This is a genomic window from Comamonas sp. FG99 (assembly GCF_057808605.1).
In genome coordinates, this window is the sequence record NZ_JBMDII010000006.1 from 16,104 (window position 1) to 32,189 (window position 16,086).

Annotated in this window: 18 protein-coding genes; 10 read left to right on the top strand and 8 right to left on the bottom strand. The window is 68.7% G+C overall.

The window, feature by feature from the left end:
- Positions 1-151: 151 nt before the first annotated feature.
- A complete protein-coding gene (locus ACODRX_RS05675; RefSeq protein ID WP_488870129.1) occupies positions 152-487 on the bottom strand; it encodes a DUF3579 domain-containing protein in 336 nt (111 codons plus the stop codon).
- Between the two features lie 291 nt (positions 488-778).
- Here ACODRX_RS05675 and ACODRX_RS05680 point away from each other — a divergent pair, with 291 nt between their 5' ends.
- Together ACODRX_RS05680 and argF are read left to right on the top strand one after the other, a co-directional pair.
- Positions 779-1,981 carry an aspartate aminotransferase family protein gene (locus ACODRX_RS05680; protein ID WP_488870130.1) on the top strand — a complete coding sequence of 401 codons (1,203 nt, stop codon included), beginning with the start codon at positions 779-781 and terminating at the stop codon, positions 1,979-1,981.
- Between the two features lie 24 nt (positions 1,982-2,005).
- Positions 2,006-2,926, top strand: coding sequence for an ornithine carbamoyltransferase (argF, locus tag ACODRX_RS05685; protein WP_488870327.1), 921 nt, complete (start codon positions 2,006-2,008; stop codon positions 2,924-2,926).
- Between the two features lie 99 nt (positions 2,927-3,025).
- On the opposite strand, the gene ACODRX_RS05690 is transcribed toward argF, so the two are convergent.
- From ACODRX_RS05690 to ACODRX_RS05700, 3 genes are read right to left on the bottom strand one after another with little or no spacing between them, the layout of a single operon-like run.
- Complete coding sequence (locus ACODRX_RS05690) at positions 3,026-3,226, bottom strand: hypothetical protein (protein ID WP_488870131.1); 201 nt, start codon at positions 3,224-3,226, stop codon at positions 3,026-3,028.
- A gap of 2 nt (positions 3,227-3,228) precedes the next feature.
- Complete coding sequence (gene feoB, locus ACODRX_RS05695; protein WP_488870133.1) at positions 3,229-5,166, bottom strand: ferrous iron transporter B; 1,938 nt, start codon at positions 5,164-5,166, stop codon at positions 3,229-3,231.
- Positions 5,163-5,480 carry a FeoA family protein gene (locus ACODRX_RS05700; protein WP_488870134.1) on the bottom strand — a complete coding sequence of 106 codons (318 nt, stop codon included), beginning with the start codon at positions 5,478-5,480 and terminating at the stop codon, positions 5,163-5,165. Before ACODRX_RS05700 ends, feoB begins: the two co-directional genes overlap by 4 nt.
- A 172-nt stretch (positions 5,481-5,652) precedes the next feature.
- Here ACODRX_RS05700 and ACODRX_RS05705 point away from each other — a divergent pair, with 172 nt between their 5' ends.
- Positions 5,653-5,973 carry a YkgJ family cysteine cluster protein gene (locus ACODRX_RS05705; protein WP_488870136.1) on the top strand — a complete coding sequence of 107 codons (321 nt, stop codon included), beginning with the start codon at positions 5,653-5,655 and terminating at the stop codon, positions 5,971-5,973.
- A 6-nt stretch (positions 5,974-5,979) separates the two neighbouring features.
- On the opposite strand, the gene ACODRX_RS05710 is transcribed toward ACODRX_RS05705, so the two are convergent.
- Complete coding sequence (locus ACODRX_RS05710) at positions 5,980-6,450, bottom strand: Lrp/AsnC family transcriptional regulator (protein ID WP_488870137.1); 471 nt, start codon at positions 6,448-6,450, stop codon at positions 5,980-5,982.
- A 128-nt stretch (positions 6,451-6,578) separates the two neighbouring features.
- Between ACODRX_RS05710 and ACODRX_RS05715 the strand changes: the two genes are divergently transcribed.
- From ACODRX_RS05715 to ACODRX_RS05740, 6 genes are all read left to right on the top strand, one after another.
- A complete protein-coding gene (locus ACODRX_RS05715) occupies positions 6,579-7,973 on the top strand; it encodes an amino acid permease (RefSeq protein ID WP_488870138.1) in 1,395 nt (464 codons plus the stop codon).
- Between the two features lie 34 nt (positions 7,974-8,007).
- On the top strand, positions 8,008-9,228 hold the full coding sequence (locus ACODRX_RS05720; protein ID WP_488870139.1) for an amino acid aminotransferase: 1,221 nt from the start codon (positions 8,008-8,010) through the stop codon (positions 9,226-9,228).
- Entirely contained in the window at positions 9,225-10,082 is an 858-nt protein-coding gene (kynA, locus tag ACODRX_RS05725; RefSeq protein WP_488870141.1) for a tryptophan 2,3-dioxygenase, read from the top strand. Before ACODRX_RS05720 ends, kynA begins: the two co-directional genes overlap by 4 nt.
- Positions 10,083-10,090: 8 nt before the next feature.
- Positions 10,091-10,468: a RidA family protein gene (locus ACODRX_RS05730; RefSeq protein ID WP_488870142.1), complete on the top strand. Its 378-nt coding sequence runs from the start codon at positions 10,091-10,093 to the stop codon at positions 10,466-10,468.
- 1 nt (position 10,469) lies between these two features.
- A complete protein-coding gene (kynB, locus tag ACODRX_RS05735; RefSeq protein WP_488870144.1) occupies positions 10,470-11,108 on the top strand; it encodes an arylformamidase in 639 nt (212 codons plus the stop codon).
- Between the two features lie 104 nt (positions 11,109-11,212).
- Positions 11,213-11,917, top strand: a complete 705-nt coding sequence (locus ACODRX_RS05740) for a 3'-5' exonuclease (RefSeq protein ID WP_488870145.1) — start codon at positions 11,213-11,215, stop codon at positions 11,915-11,917.
- Here ACODRX_RS05740 and ACODRX_RS05745 read toward each other — a convergent pair.
- On the bottom strand, positions 11,892-13,385 hold the full coding sequence (locus ACODRX_RS05745; RefSeq protein WP_488870146.1) for an L-lactate permease: 1,494 nt from the start codon (positions 13,383-13,385) through the stop codon (positions 11,892-11,894). The two genes, ACODRX_RS05740 and ACODRX_RS05745, sit on opposite strands and share 26 nt — an antisense overlap.
- 92 nt (positions 13,386-13,477) lie before the next feature.
- Between ACODRX_RS05745 and ACODRX_RS05750 the strand changes: the two genes are divergently transcribed.
- The gene (locus ACODRX_RS05750) at positions 13,478-14,053 is read left to right on the top strand and encodes a helix-turn-helix domain-containing protein (RefSeq protein ID WP_488870147.1); all 576 of its coding nucleotides are present in this window, start codon (positions 13,478-13,480) and stop codon (positions 14,051-14,053) included.
- Positions 14,054-14,077: 24 nt separating this feature from the next.
- Here the strand turns inward: ACODRX_RS05750 and ACODRX_RS05755 are convergent, their stop codons facing one another.
- The gene (locus ACODRX_RS05755) at positions 14,078-14,947 is read right to left on the bottom strand and encodes a class I SAM-dependent methyltransferase (RefSeq protein WP_488870148.1); all 870 of its coding nucleotides are present in this window, start codon (positions 14,945-14,947) and stop codon (positions 14,078-14,080) included.
- Between the two features lie 72 nt (positions 14,948-15,019).
- Positions 15,020-16,075 (bottom strand): adenosine deaminase, encoded by a 1,056-nt coding sequence (locus tag ACODRX_RS05760; RefSeq protein ID WP_488870149.1) that lies wholly within the window; start codon positions 16,073-16,075, stop codon positions 15,020-15,022.
- Positions 16,076-16,086: the final 11 nt, after the last annotated feature.

Genomic DNA, 16,086 nt, shown 5'->3' on the forward strand with positions numbered 1-16,086 from the left:
CAGCAAAAAAGCCGTCTCCAGGGACGGCTTTTTTGCGCCCGGAACTAGCTAAAAATATAGCTGCTTGCGCTTACACAGCAATGATTTCAGATACTTTTATATCTGAAATCACCTGTACACAAGCACAAGCAGCTATATTTTTTAAAACTTCTCAGGCGCGGCGGGCGGTGGCGCCATAGTGGTCGTCGAGCAGCGAGCAGGCCTCGGAAGTCTGCAAGTGGTTGTCGCGGGCAAAGCCCATCACGAAATCCCAGGCCATGGGGTTGGACTGCCGCAGATCGGAGTGCACGATCACGCACTTCACGCTGCCCACCATGGTCGGGACGCACCACGGCGAATAGCCCAGGTGGCTGCCCGGCCGGGCGCCGCCAGGGCGGAACTGGCTCATCACGCCCGCCAGCCGCTCGGCCCAATCGCTGGGACGAAATGTCTTTCCGTCCTCGGTGATACCTTGGATGAAAACTTCTTGAGCTGTTGGCGATACCATGGGTGTGTAGTCTGTTGTATTGCCCGCGGCCAGGATCGCTGCGCCGGAGCAAAGCGGGTATTTTAACTCTTATATAAGAGATAGGGTTTCCATCAACATCAATTGCATGCATGCCTTTATGCGCAAAACGCATGAACCACCGATGGTGCACCGCAATGCTGTGATGCGGATTCTTCAATAGTCCTGCCGGCAACACCCCCTAGAATGGCTGCTCCCATCGATGCGATTCCTGCATTGATGGGGCTTGCAACCCCGCTTTTTTCTTTTCATTTCTTTGCCTGGAGATTTTCCATGAACGACATTGCCCAGCCAACCGAGCCCCATGTGATGACGACCTATGGCCGCGTGCCGGTCGCCCTCGCGCGAGGCCAGGGCGTGCGCGTGTGGGACGTCAACGGCAAGGAATACCTGGATGCGCTGGCCGGCATCGCGGTCAACACCCTGGGCCACAACCACGCGCGCTTCGTGGCCGCGCTGCAGCAGCAGCTGGCCACGCTGATCCACTGCTCCAACTACTACTACGTGCCCGGCCAGGAAAAGCTCGCTGCCTTGCTGACCGAGCGCGCGCAAATGAGCAACGCCTTCTTCTGCAGCACCGGCCTGGAAGCCAATGAGGCGGCCATCAAGGTGGCGCGCAAGTTCGGCGTGGACAAGGGCATCGCCGAGCCCGCGATCATCGTGTTCGAGCATGCCTTCCACGGCCGCTCCATCGCCACCATGAGCGCCACCGCCAACCCCAAGGTGCGCAACGGCTTCGGCCCGCTGCTCGACGGCTTCGTGCGCGTGCCGGCCAATGACTTCGCGGCGCTGAAGGCCGCCGCCGACGCCAACGGCAACGTGGTCGCAGTGATGATGGAGCCCATCCAGGGCGAAGGCGGCCTGCACCCGATGCGCGCCGAATTCATGCAGCAGGTGCGCCAGCTGTGCGACGAGCGCGACTGGCTGTTCATCGTCGACGAAGTACAAAGCGGCATGGGCCGCACCGGCAAGTGGTTCGCCCACCAGTGGGCCGGCATCGTGCCCGACGTGATGAGCCTGGCCAAGGGCCTGGGCTCGGGCGTGCCGATCGGCGCGCTGCTGGCCGGCCCGCGCGCCGCCAAGGTGCTGCAGCCGGGCAACCACGGCACCACCTTCGGCGGCAACCCGCTGGCCATGCGCGCCGGCGCCGAGACCGTGGCGATCATCGAGGCCGAGGGCCTGCTGGCCAATGCCACCGAAGTGGGCGCGCACCTGAAGGCCGCGCTGCAAAAGGAGCTGGCCGGCGAAAGCGGCGTCATCGAGGTGCGCGGCCAGGGCCTGATGATCGGCGTGGAGCTGAACCAGCCCTGCGGCGCGCTGGTGAACCTGGGCGCCGAGGCCGGCCTGCTGTTCAGCGTGACCGCCGACACCGTGATCCGCCTGGTGCCGGCACTGATACTGACCAAGGCCGAGGCCGACGAGATCGCTACCCGGCTGGCGCGGCTGGTCAAGGATTTCCTGGCCAAGAAGGACTGAGAGGCGCCCATGACCGACAAGACCATCAAGCACTACCTGCAATTCCAGGACTTCGGCGCCGACGAGTACACCTACCTGCTGGCGCGCGCCGCGCTGATCAAGCGCAGGTTCAAGAACTACGAGAAGCACTACACGCTGGTGGACCGCACGCTGGCGATGATCTTCGAGAAGGCCAGCACGCGCACGCGCGTGAGCTTCGAGGCCGGCATGTACCAGCTCGGCGGCTCGGTGGTGCACCTGACCACCGGCGACAGCCAGCTCGGCCGCGCCGAGCCCATCGAGGACAGCGCGCGCGTCATCAGCCGCATGACCGACCTGGTGATGATCCGCACCTTCGGCCAGGACAAGATCGAGCGCTTCGCGCAGTACTCGCGCGTGCCGGTCATCAACGGCCTGACCAACGAGTTCCACCCCTGCCAGATCCTGGCCGACATCTTCACCTTCATCGAGCACCGCGGCTCCATCCAGGGCAAGGTGGTGGCCTGGGTGGGCGACGGCAACAACATGGCCAACACCTGGCTGCAGGCGGCCAACCTGCTGGGCTTCAAGGTGCATGTGAGCACGCCCAGCGGCTACGGCATCGACGAGCAGCTGGCCTTCGGCGGCCAGGCCTTCGATGCGGGCTGCTACCAGGTGTTCGACGATCCGATGGACGCCTGCCGCGGCGCCCACCTGGTGACCACCGACGTGTGGACCAGCATGGGCTACGAGGAAGAGAACGAGGCGCGCCGCAAGGCCTTCGCCGACTGGTGCGTGGACGCCGAGATGATGGCCGTGGCCCAGCCCGACGCCTTGTTCATGCACTGCCTGCCGGCGCACCGTGGCGAAGAGGTACAGGCCGATGTGATCGACGGCCCCCAATCCGTCGTCTGGGACGAGGCCGAGAACCGGATGCACGTGCAAAAGGCACTCATGGAGTACCTTTTGCTCGGCCGGCTGTCATGATGGGTTGAGCGTTGAGCGTTGAGGGTTTTGGGTTGAGCGTGGAAGTCGCAAAACGCAAAACGCACAACGCCCGGGGGCGGCCCGGCGGTGAAAAAGGCCTCAAGCCTTGCGGCCGGCCTGCGCGCCCTTGTCGGCGCAGCTGTCGCCGCCGCAGGCGCTGCAGCCGCCGCAGCCCGAGTCCTTGGGCGCCAGCGCCGGGTGCAGCCGCGCCGCCTTCTGGCGCCAGCCCACCGGCAGATAGCGCCAGACCAGCGACAGGGCAGCGGCCGCCACGATCAGGCCCACGATGATCTCTTGCATGATTAGCCTCCTCCCAGCGCCAGCGCGACGCGGTAGGTGATGAAACTGGCCAGATACGCCAGGCCAAACAGATAGCCCACCATCAGCAGCGGATAGCGCCAGCCATTGGTCTCGCGCCGCACCGCGGCGATGGTGGAGATGCACTGCGGCGCGAAGATGAACCACACCAGCAGCGACAGCGCGGTGGCCAGCGACCAGCTCTGCGCGATCAGCGGCTCCAGCGCGCTGGCCACGTCGTCGCCCGAGGCCGACAGCGCATAGACCGTGCCCAGCGCGCCCACCGCCACCTCGCGCGCGGCCATGCCGGGCACCAGCGCGATGGAGATCTGCCAGTTGAAGCCTATCGGCGCCAGCAGCACTTCCAGCCAGCCACCGATGCGGCCCGCGAAGCTGTAGCGGATGGCCGCCCCGGCCGCGCCATCGGGCGCCGCCGGGTAGCTGGCCAAAAACCACAGCACGATGCTCACCGTGAGGATGATGCCGCCCACGCGGCGCAGGAAGATCAGCGCCCGCTCGTACAGCCCCAGCGCCAGGCTGTGCACGCTGGGCCAGCGGTAGGCCGGCAGCTCCATCAGCAGCGGCGTGGGGCCGGCATTCTTGCGCGCCAGCCGGGCCACGAAGGCCACCGCCATCGCGCTGGCGATGCCGCCCACGTACAGGCCGAACAGCACCAGCCCCTGCAGGTTGAAGATGCCGCCCACCGTGCGCGCCGGGATGAAGGCGCCGATCAGCAGCGCATACACCGGCAGGCGCGCCGAGCAGGTCATCAGCGGCGCGATCATGATGGTCACCAGCCGGTCGCGCCAGCTGGTGATCGAGCGCGTGGCCATGATGCCCGGCACCGCGCAGGCAAAGCTCGACAGCAGCGGGATGAACGAGCGCCCCGACAGCCCCACCGTGCCCATCAGCCGGTCCAGCAGGAAGGCCGCGCGCGGCAGGTAGCCCGAGTCTTCCAGCGCGAGGATGAAGAAGAACAGGATCAGGATCTGCGGCAGGAACACCAGCACCGCGCCGACCCCGGCCAGAATGCCGTCGACGATCAGGCTGTGCAGCACGCCTTCGGGCAGGTGCTCACCCACCGTGTTGGCCAGCGCGGTCACCCCGTCCTTGATGGCGTCCATCGGCGGCTGCGCCCAGCTGAACACGGCCTGGAACATCAAAAACAGCGTCGCCGCCAGCAGCAGCATGCCCCACAGCGGGTGCAGCACCAGCGCGTCGATGCGGTCGTCGCGCTGCGTATGCAGCGGCGGCTCCTGCACGCAATCGGCCATGATGCGCGACACCTGCCGGTGCAGCGCCAGCACCTGCTCGCGCGGGTCCGCCGGCTGCGCCGCGCCGGCGCCGGCGGCCACGGGCGCGGCCAGCGCCCGCACCTCGTCGCCGTCCAGCCAACCGAGCAGCTCGCGCGCGCCGTCCTGGCGCACGCCCACCGAGGCCAGCACCGGCATGCCCAGCGCGCGCGACAGGGCTTCGCGGTCGATCCGGATGCCCTGGCGCTCGGCCATGTCGCTCATGTTCAGCACCAGCACCATGGGCAGGCCCAGGCGCCGTGCCTCCAGCACCAGGCGCAGGTTCAGCCGCAGGTGGGTCGCATCGGTCACGCACACCAGCAGTTCGGGCGGCGCCTCGCTGGCATGCAGGCCCGAGACGATGTCGTGGGTGATGCGCTCGTCCTCGCTGTGCGCATGCAGGCTGTAGGTGCCGGGCAGATCGAGCACGCGCACACGGCGCCCGCTGGCGGTGGTGAGCCAGCCTTCCTTGCGCTCCACGGTTACGCCGGCATAGTTCGCCACTTTCTGGCGCGCGCCGGTCAGCAGGTTGAACAGCGCGGTCTTGCCGCAGTTGGGATTGCCCAGCAAGGCCAGGCGCAGCGGCGCCGCGCCGGCGGCGGCCGCCGCGCCCATAGGTTGGAGCGGCTGCAGGGGTGGGCGCGCCGTCATACGCCAGCCTCGCTCACGCGCACCTGCACCAGCGCGGCTTCGTGGCGCCGCAGCGCAAACGTGGCCTGGCCGACGCGCACCGCCAGCGGATCGCCGCCGGGAAAGCCCGCGGCCACGATGCGCACCGGCTCTCCCGGCAAAAAGCCGATCTCCATCAAGCGCAGCAGCAGGGCCTGCCCGGACGCATCGCTGGCCGGCACCAGGCCCACCACGCGCGCCGGCGTCTGGCGCGGCAAGGCATCGAGAAGAATCACATCGGCATCATGGGAGCCGGCCGGACGGCTGCCGCCCGGCGGCGTATTCACGGAAATCATCACAGGTGGTAGATATTGATAACTATTCTCATTTTTGACCCAATTGTCGCCGATGCGCCACGGGCCCCGCCGGAAGCAGACAAGCCCCAGGGGTCTTGGCAGCGCAGCGCCGGCCATGCTCGATGGCCTGCCGCGCGGCACAATATACCCCTGCCGACACCATCCGCCCCCCATGAGCCACCCCTGCCTGACCTGCGGCGCCTGCTGCGCCTCGTTCCGCGTGGACTTTTCCGTGCACGAATCCCAGGAACATGGCGGCCAGGTGCCGGCTGGGCTGATCGAGGAAGTCACCGCCCACACCTGCCGCATGCGCGGCACCGACTGGGCGCGCCCGCGCTGCGCGGCGCTGGCGGGCAAGGTGGGCGAGAAGGCGCACTGCGGCATCTACGAATGGCGCCCCTCGCCTTGCCGCGAGTTCGCCGCCGGCAGCGATGCCTGCAACCGGGTACGGCTGCGCCACGGCCTGCCGCCGCTGGACAGCGGACTGCTGTAGGGCGGCCTATTCCACCGGCAGGCCGCCGAGCTGCCCCTTGAACTCCTGCAGCGAGAAATGCGTGTGCACCTGGCGCACGCCCGGCAGGCGATGCAGCTTGCGCTGCAGCAGCTCGGAATAGGCATCGAGGTCGCGCGCGACCACCACCAGCAGGAAATCCTCCGGCCCCGAGATGCCATGGAACATCACCACCTCGGGGATGGCACAGACCGCCTCCTCGAAGCTCAGCGACGATTCCTCGTTCTGGTGGTCGATCGCCACCATCACGAAGGCCAGCACGCCGAAGCCCAGCGCGCGCCGATCCAGCGCCGCGTGGTAGCCGGTGATCACGCCCCCGTCCTCCAGCCGCTTGATGCGCCGCCACGACGGCGACTGCGACAGGTTCACCCGCTGGGCCAGGTCGCCGGAGGTGAGGCGCGCATTCTCCTGCAGCGCGCGAATCAGCAAACGGTCGGTCTTGTCGATTTCGATTGGCATAAAAATATTCTCATTTCACAAATAATTGGATTGATTATCCAATTTTTCTACATTTCATGGATAACCATTAATACCATCGCTGGTCCTGCACCTAGCATGCGCGCATCCACCAACCACGGAGACAAGGCATGCAGGCCTTCGAAGACATCGTCCAGCGCGAAGCCGGACTGAAACAACAACTGAGCGCCGGCCAGATGGCGATGATCGCCATCGGCGGCGCCATCGGCACCGGCCTCTTCCTGGGCAGCGGCTTCGCGATCGGCTTTGCCGGGCCCAGCGTGCTCATCAGCTATGCCGTGGGCGCGGTGATCTCGCTGCTGCTGATGGGGTGCCTCGCCGAGATGACGGTGGCCCACCCCACCTCGGGCTCGTTCGGCGCCTATGCCGAGCACTACATCGCGCCCGTCGCCGGCTTTCTCGTGCGCTACGCCTACTGGGCCGCCGTGGTGCTGGCCGTGGGCACCGAGGTGACGGCCATCGGCCTGTACATGGGCTACTGGTTCCCCGAGGTGCCGCGCTGGACCTGGGTGCTGCTGTTCTCGGCCGTGCTGATCGGCGTGAACATGATGAGCGTCAAGGCCTTCGGCGCCGTGGAGTACAGCTTCTCGCTGGTGAAGATCATCGCCATCGCGGCCTTCATCGTCATCGGCGCCTGGGTGGTCTTCGGCACCCGGCCCGAGGGCGTGGGCTTCGGCAACTACGTGAGCCACGGCGGCTTCTTTCCCAAGGGCGGCTGGGGTACCTGGGTGGGCGTCATCATCGCCATCTTCAGCTACCTGAGCATCGAGATGATCGCCGTCGCCGCCGGCGAGGCCAAGGACCCGCAGCGCGCCATCACCAGCGCCTTCCGCTCGACCATGGTGCGCCTGGTGGTGTTCTACCTGGCCACCATCGCGCTGATGCTGGCCATCGTGCCCTGGAGCGCCGCCGGCAAGGAGGGCAGCCCCTTCGTCAAGGTGATGGAGATCATCGGCCTGCCCGGCGGCGCCGGCGTGGTCAACTTCGTGGTGCTGGTGGCCGCGCTGTCGGCGATGAACAGCCAGCTCTACATCACCACGCGCATGATGTTCAGCCTGTCGCGCGCCGGCCATGCACCGGCCGTGCTGGGCCGCGTCAACGCGCGCGGCGTGCCGCTGCCGGCGCTGCTGCTGTCGTGCCTGGGCATTGCCGTGGCCACAGTGTTCAACATCGTCAACCCCGAGCAGTCCTTCATGCTGATGATGTCGGTATCGATGTTCGGCGCCATGTTCACCTGGTTCATGATCTTCGTCACGCACTGGTTCTTCCGCCGCCGCTGGGTGCGCCAGGGCAATGCCCCGCTGGCCTTCCGCATGTGGGGCTTTCCGTGGCTGACGCTGCTGGGCGCAGGGCTGATGCTGGCCGCGCTGCTGTCCACGCCGTTCATCGATGTGTTCCACCTCACGCTGCTCACCGGCGTGCCCTTCCTGCTGCTGCTCGCCGCCGCCTATGCGCTGTGGTACCGCAAGCCCGCCAGGCCCCTGGCCGCGGCGCAGGCGCAGTGACCCTTTTTTCCTTGGCTTTCCTCTGTAATCCACCATGACCACACCTTCCCTCTTCGCCCATGTCCCGCCCTACGCCGGCGATCCCATCCTGTCGCTGATGGAGGCCTTCCAGCAGGACAGCCACCCGTCCAAGGTCAGCCTGAGCATCGGCCTGTACTTCGACGAGCAGGGCCGCCTGCCCGTGCTGGACTGCGTGCGCCAGGCCGCGCAGGCGCTGAGCCAGAACACCACGCCCTGCGGCTACCTGCCGATCGAGGGCATCGCCCCCTACCGCCAGCTGGTGCAGAATCTGGTGTTCGGCGCCGGCCACGAGGCCGTGCGCAGCCAGCGCATCGCCACCATCCAGTCGCTGGGCGGCTCGGGCGCGCTTAAGGTGGGCGCCGACTTCATCAAGCGCTACTTTCCCGATGCCGAGATCTGGCTCAGCGACCCGACCTGGGAGAACCACCTCGCCATCTTCGAGGGCGCGGGCCTGCGCACGCACAGCTACCCCTACTACGACCCGGCCAGCGGCGGCCTGCGCTTCGATGCGATGCTGGATGCGCTGCGCGGCATTCCCCCGGGCAGCGTGGTGCTGCTGCATGCCAGCTGCCACAACCCCACCGGCGTTGACCTGTCGCGCGCGCAGTGGCAGCAGCTGATTCCGGTGATCGTCGAGCGCGGCCTGATTCCCTTCGTGGACATGGCCTACCAGGGCTTTGGCGACGGCCTCGACGAGGACGCCTGGTCGGTGCGCGCACTGGCCGATGCCGGCGCCCAGGCCTTCGTGGCGAACTCGTTTTCGAAGAACTTCTCGCTCTATGGCGAGCGCGTGGGCGGCCTGAGCGTGGTCTGCGGCGACGCAGCCACGGCCACCAACGTGCTGGGCCAGCTCAAGGCCACGGTGCGGCGCAACTACTCTTCGCCGCCGACCCAGGGCGCGCGCCTGGTGCAGCAGGTGCTGCAGTCGCCCGGGCTGAGCGCGCAATGGGCCGGCGAGCTGGCCGCGATGCGCGGCCGCATCAAGGACATGCGCGCGCGCCTGCACGCGGCGCTGCACCAGAACTTCGGCGAGCGGCGCGACTTCGGCTTCCTGCTCACGCAGCGCGGTATGTTCAGCTACACCGGCATCACCGAGCCCCAGGTCAACCGCCTGCGCGACGAGCATGGCGTGTACCTGATCCGTTCGGGCCGCATGTGCATGTCGGGCCTGTCGCAGGCCAATGTGCAGTATGTGGCCGACGCCATCACCACCGTGCTGGAGAGCGAGCGATGAGCGCACCTGCCAGCCCCGAGAGCATCGTGGCCGAGGAGCGGGCCCAGCTCGACTTCAGCCAGTCGATGAGCTACGGCGACTACCTGCACCTCGACGAGGTGCTCGGCGCCCAGCACCCGCTGTCGCCCGCGCACGACGAGATGCTGTTCATCGTCCAACACCAGACCAGCGAGCTGTGGATGAAGCTGATGCTGCACGAGCTGCGCGCGGCCACCGCCGCGATCGCCAACCCCTCGGACGCAAGCCGCCCCGACGCCTTCAAGATGCTGGCGCGCGTCTCGCGCATCATGGAGCAGCTGGTCAGCGCCTGGACCGTGCTCTCGACCATGACGCCCACCGAGTACACCGCCATGCGCCCCTACCTGGCCAGCTCCAGCGGCTTCCAGAGCGCGCAGTACCGCTGCATCGAATTCGCGCTGGGCAACAAGAACGCGGCCATGCTCAAGCCCCACGCGCACCGCCCCGACCTGCTGGCCCAGGTCGAGGCGGCCTACCGCGCGCCTTCGCTGTACGACCAGGCGCTGCGCCTGCTGGCGCGCCAGGGGCTGCAGATTCCGGCCAGCCACCTGGAGCGCGACTGGAGCCAGCCCTACAGCGCCAGCCCCGAGGTCGAGGCCGCCTGGGCCGCCGTGTACCGCGACCCGCACCAGCACTGGGACCTGTACCAGCTCGGCGAGAAGCTCGCCGACATCGAGGACGCCTTCCGCCTGTGGCGCTTTCGCCATGTGACCACGGTGGAGCGCGTGATCGGCTTCAAGCGCGGCACCGGCGGCACCGGCGGCGTGAGCTACCTGCGCAAGATGCTGGATGTCGTACTCTTCCCCGAAATCTGGTCCGTCCGCACCGCTCTTTGAGGCATTCCATGAAGCAAATCGTAGACACCGGCCTGCCGCCGCTCAAGCAACCGTTCTCCTGGGCCGTCAAGGCCAGCGGCCAGATGCTGTTCACCGCCCATGGCCCGGTGCGGCCGGACGGCAGCATAGACACCGGCTCCATAGAACAGCAGGCACGCCTGACCTTCGCCAACCTGCGCAATGCCGTGCAGGCGAGCGGCGGCACGCTGGCCGATGTGGCCCAGGTGCTGATCTACATGACCGACGTGGCCGACATGCCGGCCATCGACGCGGTGTACCGCGAGTTCTTCGAGGCGCCCTACCCCAACCGTTCCAGCATGGGCATCTCCGCGCTGGTGGTGCCGGGCATGAAGATCGAGATCGTGGCCTACGCCATGGTGCCCTGACATGACACGCCGCATCTGGGACATATCCCCCGCCATCCATGCGGCCAGCCCGGTGTTTCCGGGCGACACGCCCTACTCGCAGCAATGGTGCGCCACCATCGGCCCCGGCTGCCCGGTGAACGTCAGCGCGATCACGCTCTCGCCCCATGTGGGCGCGCATGCTGACGCGCCGCTGCACTACGATGCCGCCGGTGCCAGCATCGGCGCTGTCGATCTCGGCGCCTTTCTCGGCCCCTGCCGCGTGATCCATGCGATCGGCTGCGGGCCGCTGATCGAGTGGCGCCACATCGCCCATGCGCTCGCGCCCGGGCTGCCGCCGCGCGTGCTGGTGCGCACCTACGAGCGCGCCCCCGCTGGCTGGGACGGCGATCTCGCCGCCTATGCGCCCGAGACCGTCTCGCGCCTGGCCGACCTGGGCGTGCAGCTGATCGGCATCGACACCGCCAGCATCGATCCGGCCAGCAGCAAGACCCTGGACAGCCACCAGGTCATCCGCCGCCGCGGCCTGCGCGTGCTGGAGAACCTGGTGCTCGACGAGGTGCCCGAGGGCGACTACGAGCTGATCGCGCTGCCGCTCAAGCTGGTGCAGGCCGATGCCTCGCCGGTGCGCGCGGTGCTGCGCGCGCTGCAGGCACGATAGGCGCTGGAGACTCTTGGGGCCGCTGGAGCAGCGGCTATGATCCGGGCAACCGCCTGCGCGCGTGCCGCAGGCCCTGTCCGTCCATTCCTTCCAAGGCATCCGCCATGACCTTCCCCGACACCGGGGCCCGGCAGCAGCCCAGCGCCGCCGTGCCGGCCGAGCGCATCGCCATCCTCGACTTCGAGACCACCGGCATGAGCCCCGCGCACGGCGCGCGTGCGGCCGAGGTGGGCATCGTGCTGGTCGAGCACGGCCGCATCGCCGGGCGCTTTCAGAGCCTGATGAACGCCGGCCAGCACATGCCCCCCTTCATCACCCAGCTCACCGGCATCACCACCGCCATGCTGCAGGCCGCGCCGCCGGCCGAGGCAGTGATGCGCGAGGCCGCGGCCTTCGTCGGCGACGCGCCGCTGATCGCGCACAACGCCGCTTTCGACAGCAAGTTCTGGCTCGACGAGCTGCAGCGCGCCGGCTGCCACACGGCAACGCGCTTCGCCTGCACCGTGCTGCTGTCGCGCCGGCTCTACCCCGAGGCACCCAGCCACTCGCTGGGCCGCATCGTGCGCCACCTGCAGCTGCCGCCGGCCGACAAGGCCCACCGCGCGCTCGCCGATGCCGAGATGACCGCCCACCTGCTGCTGCGCATGCAGGCCGACCTGCGCGGGCGCTGGCACATCCCCGACCCGCACCACGCGCTGCTGCAGCGGATCCAGGCCTGCCCGCGCAAGCACCTGGCGCGGCTGCTGCAGCAAAGCTCGCAGGCACAGAGCCAGCCCACGCTCCTCAAGCCCGGCTCCATGCCAGGTTGAGCAGGCCCAGCAGCGCCACCGCCACCAGGTCGACGGCCAGCACCGCGCGCTGCAGCCAGCGCCGCAGCTCCGGCCCTTCGGCGCCCTGGTGCAGCAGCTGCAGCGCCATCTCCACCTTGCCCGGCGAGGCCATCAGCAGCAGCGCGGCGCTCACGTTGTGCACCGCCATGAAGGGCAGCAGCGGCACGCCCAGCGCATGCGCGATCTCGGCCTGCGTGGCGGCGAACATCGCGTTCGCGCCAGTGTTGGAGCCGGTCACGAAGCCGCCCAGCGCCCCCACGAAGGGCGCGGCCAGCACATACCACGGCCCGCCCTGCGCCAGCCCGCGCGCCAGCTGCGCGGCCATGCCCGAGGCTGCCATCAGCACGCCCAAGGCGATGAACAGCGCCGTCACCGGCGCCACCTGCGCCCAGGCGCGCCCGACGCGCCGCAGCGATTCGCGCGCCGGCCACCCACTCGTGAAAATGCCCCCACGCTTGCTCACTGCGTGTAGCCGCTGCCCCCCGAGGGGGCGCTTTTCATCTTGGGGCGGCCCGGCGATGAAAAAGCCCGCCGCCAGCAGCAGCCACAGCGCCGGCGATGCCAGCCCGTGCCAGGCCGCGGGCAGGTCCAGCGCGCGCAGCAGCCAGCCGGCCGCCAGCACGCCGCCCAGCAGCAGCGCATAGGCGGCCAGCGCCCGCCGGCCCAGCGGCGGCAAGCGTGCGCCGCCGGCGGCCTGGCGCCGCGTGCGCAGCAGGTGGAGGGCCACCACCACCAGCGCGCCCAGCGCACCGGCCGGTGCGGTGCCGGCCACCGCGTTCATCAGCGCCACCGCCGCGGTGAGCAGCAGGCCCGACAGCAGGCCCTGCAGCAGCGCCTTGCCACGCCCGCCCGGCTCGGCGGCCAGCCATGCGGCCGCCATGCCGGTGACCGCGAACGGGATCGCGCTCACCAGCGCCGAGGCCAGGCCCAGCGCGTCGAAGCCCAGGCCGGCCATCCTGGCTGCGATCAAGGTGCCGGGCCCCATCGAGCCCCAGGGCACGGCGCACAGCCCCAGCAGCCCGATGAGCGCCACCTTGCGCGCCGCCAGGCCGTAGTGCGCCAGCAGCGGAATGCCTATCGTCACGCCCACGCCAAAGCCGGTGACCGACTCGGCAAACGGGGTGATGCCATGCACCACCAGCAAGACCGCGCCGGTGCCGCTGCCGGTATGGTCCAGCAGCCACCGCGCCAGCGACTGCTGCGCCCCCGACTGGCGCAGCAGCTCGGACAGCAGCAGCCCGCCGCCAACGATGAGCACCACCTCCAGCAGCACCGGCAGCCAGGCCCGCGCGGCCTGCAGCCACACGCCGGCCGGCTGCGCAAAGGCCTGGCCGCTGGCCAGCGCCGCCGCGAGGATGCCGAGGCAGGCCGCCGGCAGCGAGCGCAACCCGGCCAGCAGCGCCGCGACCACCGTCAGCACCGGCAAGGCGCTCAGAAACAGGTACATTGCAATGACTCCGTGAAAATAATTTCCTATTTGCAAAATTATTTTCTCATAAGCAATTTTTAAACACAAGCAACAGCGACAAGGAGGCGGGCTTGAATCCCACCACAGCATTGGAAGCGCCGCAGCCGGATGCCCAGTTCGGCGCGGCCGTGCGCTCGCGCCGCGCGCAGCTGGGCATCACGCTGGACCAGCTGGCCCAGGCCAGCGGCGTGTCGCCGGGCGCGCTATCGCGGGTGGAGCGCGGCCTGCTGGCCACCAGCCTGCGCAACGCGATGGCGATCGCGCGCGGCCTGGGCTGCGAGCTGGGCGAGCTGGTGCAAAGCGCCGCGGCCGCCCAGGTCACCCGCGCCGGCGAGCACCTGCGCTATGCCGACGGGAGCAGCGGCGTGGAGCGCCTGGCCCTGGCCAGCCCCGGCGCGGGCGTGAACCTGGTGGAATACCGTTTTCCGCCGCGGGCCGAATCCAGCCCTTTCGCGGCCCACCGCGCGGGCACGCGCGAGGTCTTCCATGTGCTGGAGGGCAGCATCGCGGTCTTTACCGCGCAGGAGCAGGTGCTGCTGCACGCGGGCGACACGGCCACGCTGGTGGTGGACAGCGAGCACCGCCTCGCCAATGCGGGCGACGCGCCCGCGCGGCTGCTATTGCTGGTGCTGTCGCCGCAGGGCTGAGCCTGGTGTCAATGCTGCCGCCAATCAGTCCTGCAGCCCCAGCATGGCCATGCCGTACAGCGGCGCCCCCAGCCAGGGGCACCACAGGGATTCGAGCGCGAACCCCGGCCAGCCATAGCATTCCGAGGCGCTGTGCGCCTGCAACAGCCGCAGGCGCGGATGCGCATCGGCCAGCTCCTGCGTCTGCGCCACGCCCCAGCGGAACTGCGCGCCGGTAGGCCCTACGCTCGGGTGCATGCCCGCATGGCCCACGGCCCAGCTCGTCAGCACGTCGAGCAGCAGGCGCGAGCCGCGCGGCGCGCAGCGGGCGAACTCCGCCAGCACCGCCCGCACCTGCGCGGGCTCCAGGTACATGAGCACGCCTTCGCAGATGACCAGCACCGGCGGCGCGTCCGCGCCCTGCGGCAGGCCCAGGCGGCTCCACCAGCCGGGCCGGGCGATATCGATCTCGGCGCAGCGCATGCGCGGCCCACATGCCAGCAGCTGGCCGCGCAGCTGCACCACTTCGGGCAGGTCGGCATCCAGCCACTGGTTGGCGCCGGTGTCGAACCATTGGAAGTAATGCGACAGGCCACAGCCCAGGTTGGCGCCCTGCCCCGTGGGATGCTCGGCGAAGAAGGCCTGCGCCGCCTGCTTGATCAGCTGGGTGCGCCACAGCACGTTCAGCACCGTGGGCAGGTCGGCCAGGTAGGCCGAGGCGTCCTCGCCCAGGCGCCGCAGCAGGCCGGCGGCCACCGCGTCGTCGCAGGCCAGCCAGGGAAAACTGCGCCCCCCGTGCGCACGCGCGGCCAGCGGAATCAGCAGCGTGCTCGGCACGGCCGGCAGCCGCATGCGGCATGGCGGATCATCCAGGCGCTGCGCCGGGGCGCGGCGGCGGCTTCGGGGTTGCGGCACGGTCTCTCCAGGGTCGGGGCAGGCTCCATTGTGATCGCGGCGCAATGACCCGGGAGTGCGATATGAACTTGGCTATTGCCCCATGGCCGCAAAGCGCTCGAAGCACTGGCGCAGCTGCCCCAGCCACACGCTCTTTTGCGCCGGCGGCACGAAGCTGGCCTCGAAGCTGTTCGCGGCCAGCTGCCAGGCCTCGCGCGCGCCCATGCCGGTGGCGGCGAAGAGCTGCACGAAGTTGTCGTTCACATAGCCGCCGAAGTAGGCCGGATCGTCCGAATTGACGGTGGCCACCAGCCCCTGCGCCAGCAGCTGGGGCATGTTGTGCTCCGCCAGGTCGGGAAAGACCTGCAGCTTCTGGTTGGACAGCGGGCAGACGGTGAGCGGAATGCGCTGCTCGCGCAGCCGCGCCACCAGCGCCGCATCGCGCAGCGCCTGCACGCCATGGTCGATGCGCTCGGCATACAGCACATCGAGCGCGCCCCAGATGTAGGCCGGCGGCCCCTCCTCGCCCGCATGGGCCACGCGGTGCAGGCCCAGCTCATGGCAATGCGCGAACACGCTGGCGAATTTTTCCGGCGGGTTGCCGACTTCGCTGCTGTCCAGCCCCACGCCGCTGAAGTAGTCGCGCAGCGGCAATGCCTGCTCCAGCGTGAGCCAGGCATCGTCCTCGCTCAGGTGGCGCAGGAAGTTCAGGATCAGCTGCGAGCTGATGCCCCAGCGCTTTTGTGCCGCCAGGCAGGCGCGGTGCAGGCCGAGGATGACGTGCTTGATGTGCACGCCGCGCGCGGTATGCGTCTGCGGGTCGAAGAAGATCTCGGTATGCACCACGTTGTCGGCCGCCGCTCTTTCGAGGTAGGCCATGCCCAGCTCGAAGAAGTCCTGCTCGGTCAGCAGCACGCTGGCGCCGGCGTAGTAGATGTCGAGAAAGCTCTGCAGGTTGGTGAAGGCATAGGCGGCGCGCAGCGCCTCCACGCTGGGATAGGGCAGCTGCACCCCATTCCTTTGCGCCAGCGCGAAGATCAGCTCGGGCTCGAGCGAGCCTTCGATATGCATGTGCAGCTCGGCCTTGGGCATGGCGCGCAGCAGGGCCGGCAAATGCGCAGCGGCAATGGCTGGAATGGAATCGTTCATCGATGGGCTCC

What these genes read in the sequence shown, in the direction of transcription:
- ACODRX_RS05675 (WP_488870129.1), bottom strand. Translation starts at nt 487, where the DNA reads ATGGTATCGCCAACAGCTCAAGAAGTTTTCATCCAAGGTATCACCGAG.
- ACODRX_RS05680 (WP_488870130.1), top strand. Translation starts at nt 779, where the DNA reads ATGAACGACATTGCCCAGCCAACCGAGCCCCATGTGATGACGACCTAT.
- ACODRX_RS05690 (WP_488870131.1), bottom strand. Translation starts at nt 3,226, where the DNA reads ATGCAAGAGATCATCGTGGGCCTGATCGTGGCGGCCGCTGCCCTGTCG.
- feoB (WP_488870133.1), bottom strand. Translation starts at nt 5,166, where the DNA reads ATGACGGCGCGCCCACCCCTGCAGCCGCTCCAACCTATGGGCGCGGCG.
- ACODRX_RS05700 (WP_488870134.1), bottom strand. Translation starts at nt 5,480, where the DNA reads ATGATTTCCGTGAATACGCCGCCGGGCGGCAGCCGTCCGGCCGGCTCC.
- ACODRX_RS05705 (WP_488870136.1), top strand. Translation starts at nt 5,653, where the DNA reads ATGAGCCACCCCTGCCTGACCTGCGGCGCCTGCTGCGCCTCGTTCCGC.
- ACODRX_RS05710 (WP_488870137.1), bottom strand. Translation starts at nt 6,450, where the DNA reads ATGCCAATCGAAATCGACAAGACCGACCGTTTGCTGATTCGCGCGCTG.
- ACODRX_RS05715 (WP_488870138.1), top strand. Translation starts at nt 6,579, where the DNA reads ATGCAGGCCTTCGAAGACATCGTCCAGCGCGAAGCCGGACTGAAACAA.
- ACODRX_RS05720 (WP_488870139.1), top strand. Translation starts at nt 8,008, where the DNA reads ATGACCACACCTTCCCTCTTCGCCCATGTCCCGCCCTACGCCGGCGAT.
- kynA (WP_488870141.1), top strand. Translation starts at nt 9,225, where the DNA reads ATGAGCGCACCTGCCAGCCCCGAGAGCATCGTGGCCGAGGAGCGGGCC.
- ACODRX_RS05730 (WP_488870142.1), top strand. Translation starts at nt 10,091, where the DNA reads ATGAAGCAAATCGTAGACACCGGCCTGCCGCCGCTCAAGCAACCGTTC.
- kynB (WP_488870144.1), top strand. Translation starts at nt 10,470, where the DNA reads ATGACACGCCGCATCTGGGACATATCCCCCGCCATCCATGCGGCCAGC.
- ACODRX_RS05740 (WP_488870145.1), top strand. Translation starts at nt 11,213, where the DNA reads ATGACCTTCCCCGACACCGGGGCCCGGCAGCAGCCCAGCGCCGCCGTG.
- ACODRX_RS05745 (WP_488870146.1), bottom strand. Translation starts at nt 13,385, where the DNA reads ATGTACCTGTTTCTGAGCGCCTTGCCGGTGCTGACGGTGGTCGCGGCG.
- ACODRX_RS05760 (WP_488870149.1), bottom strand. Translation starts at nt 16,075, where the DNA reads ATGAACGATTCCATTCCAGCCATTGCCGCTGCGCATTTGCCGGCCCTG.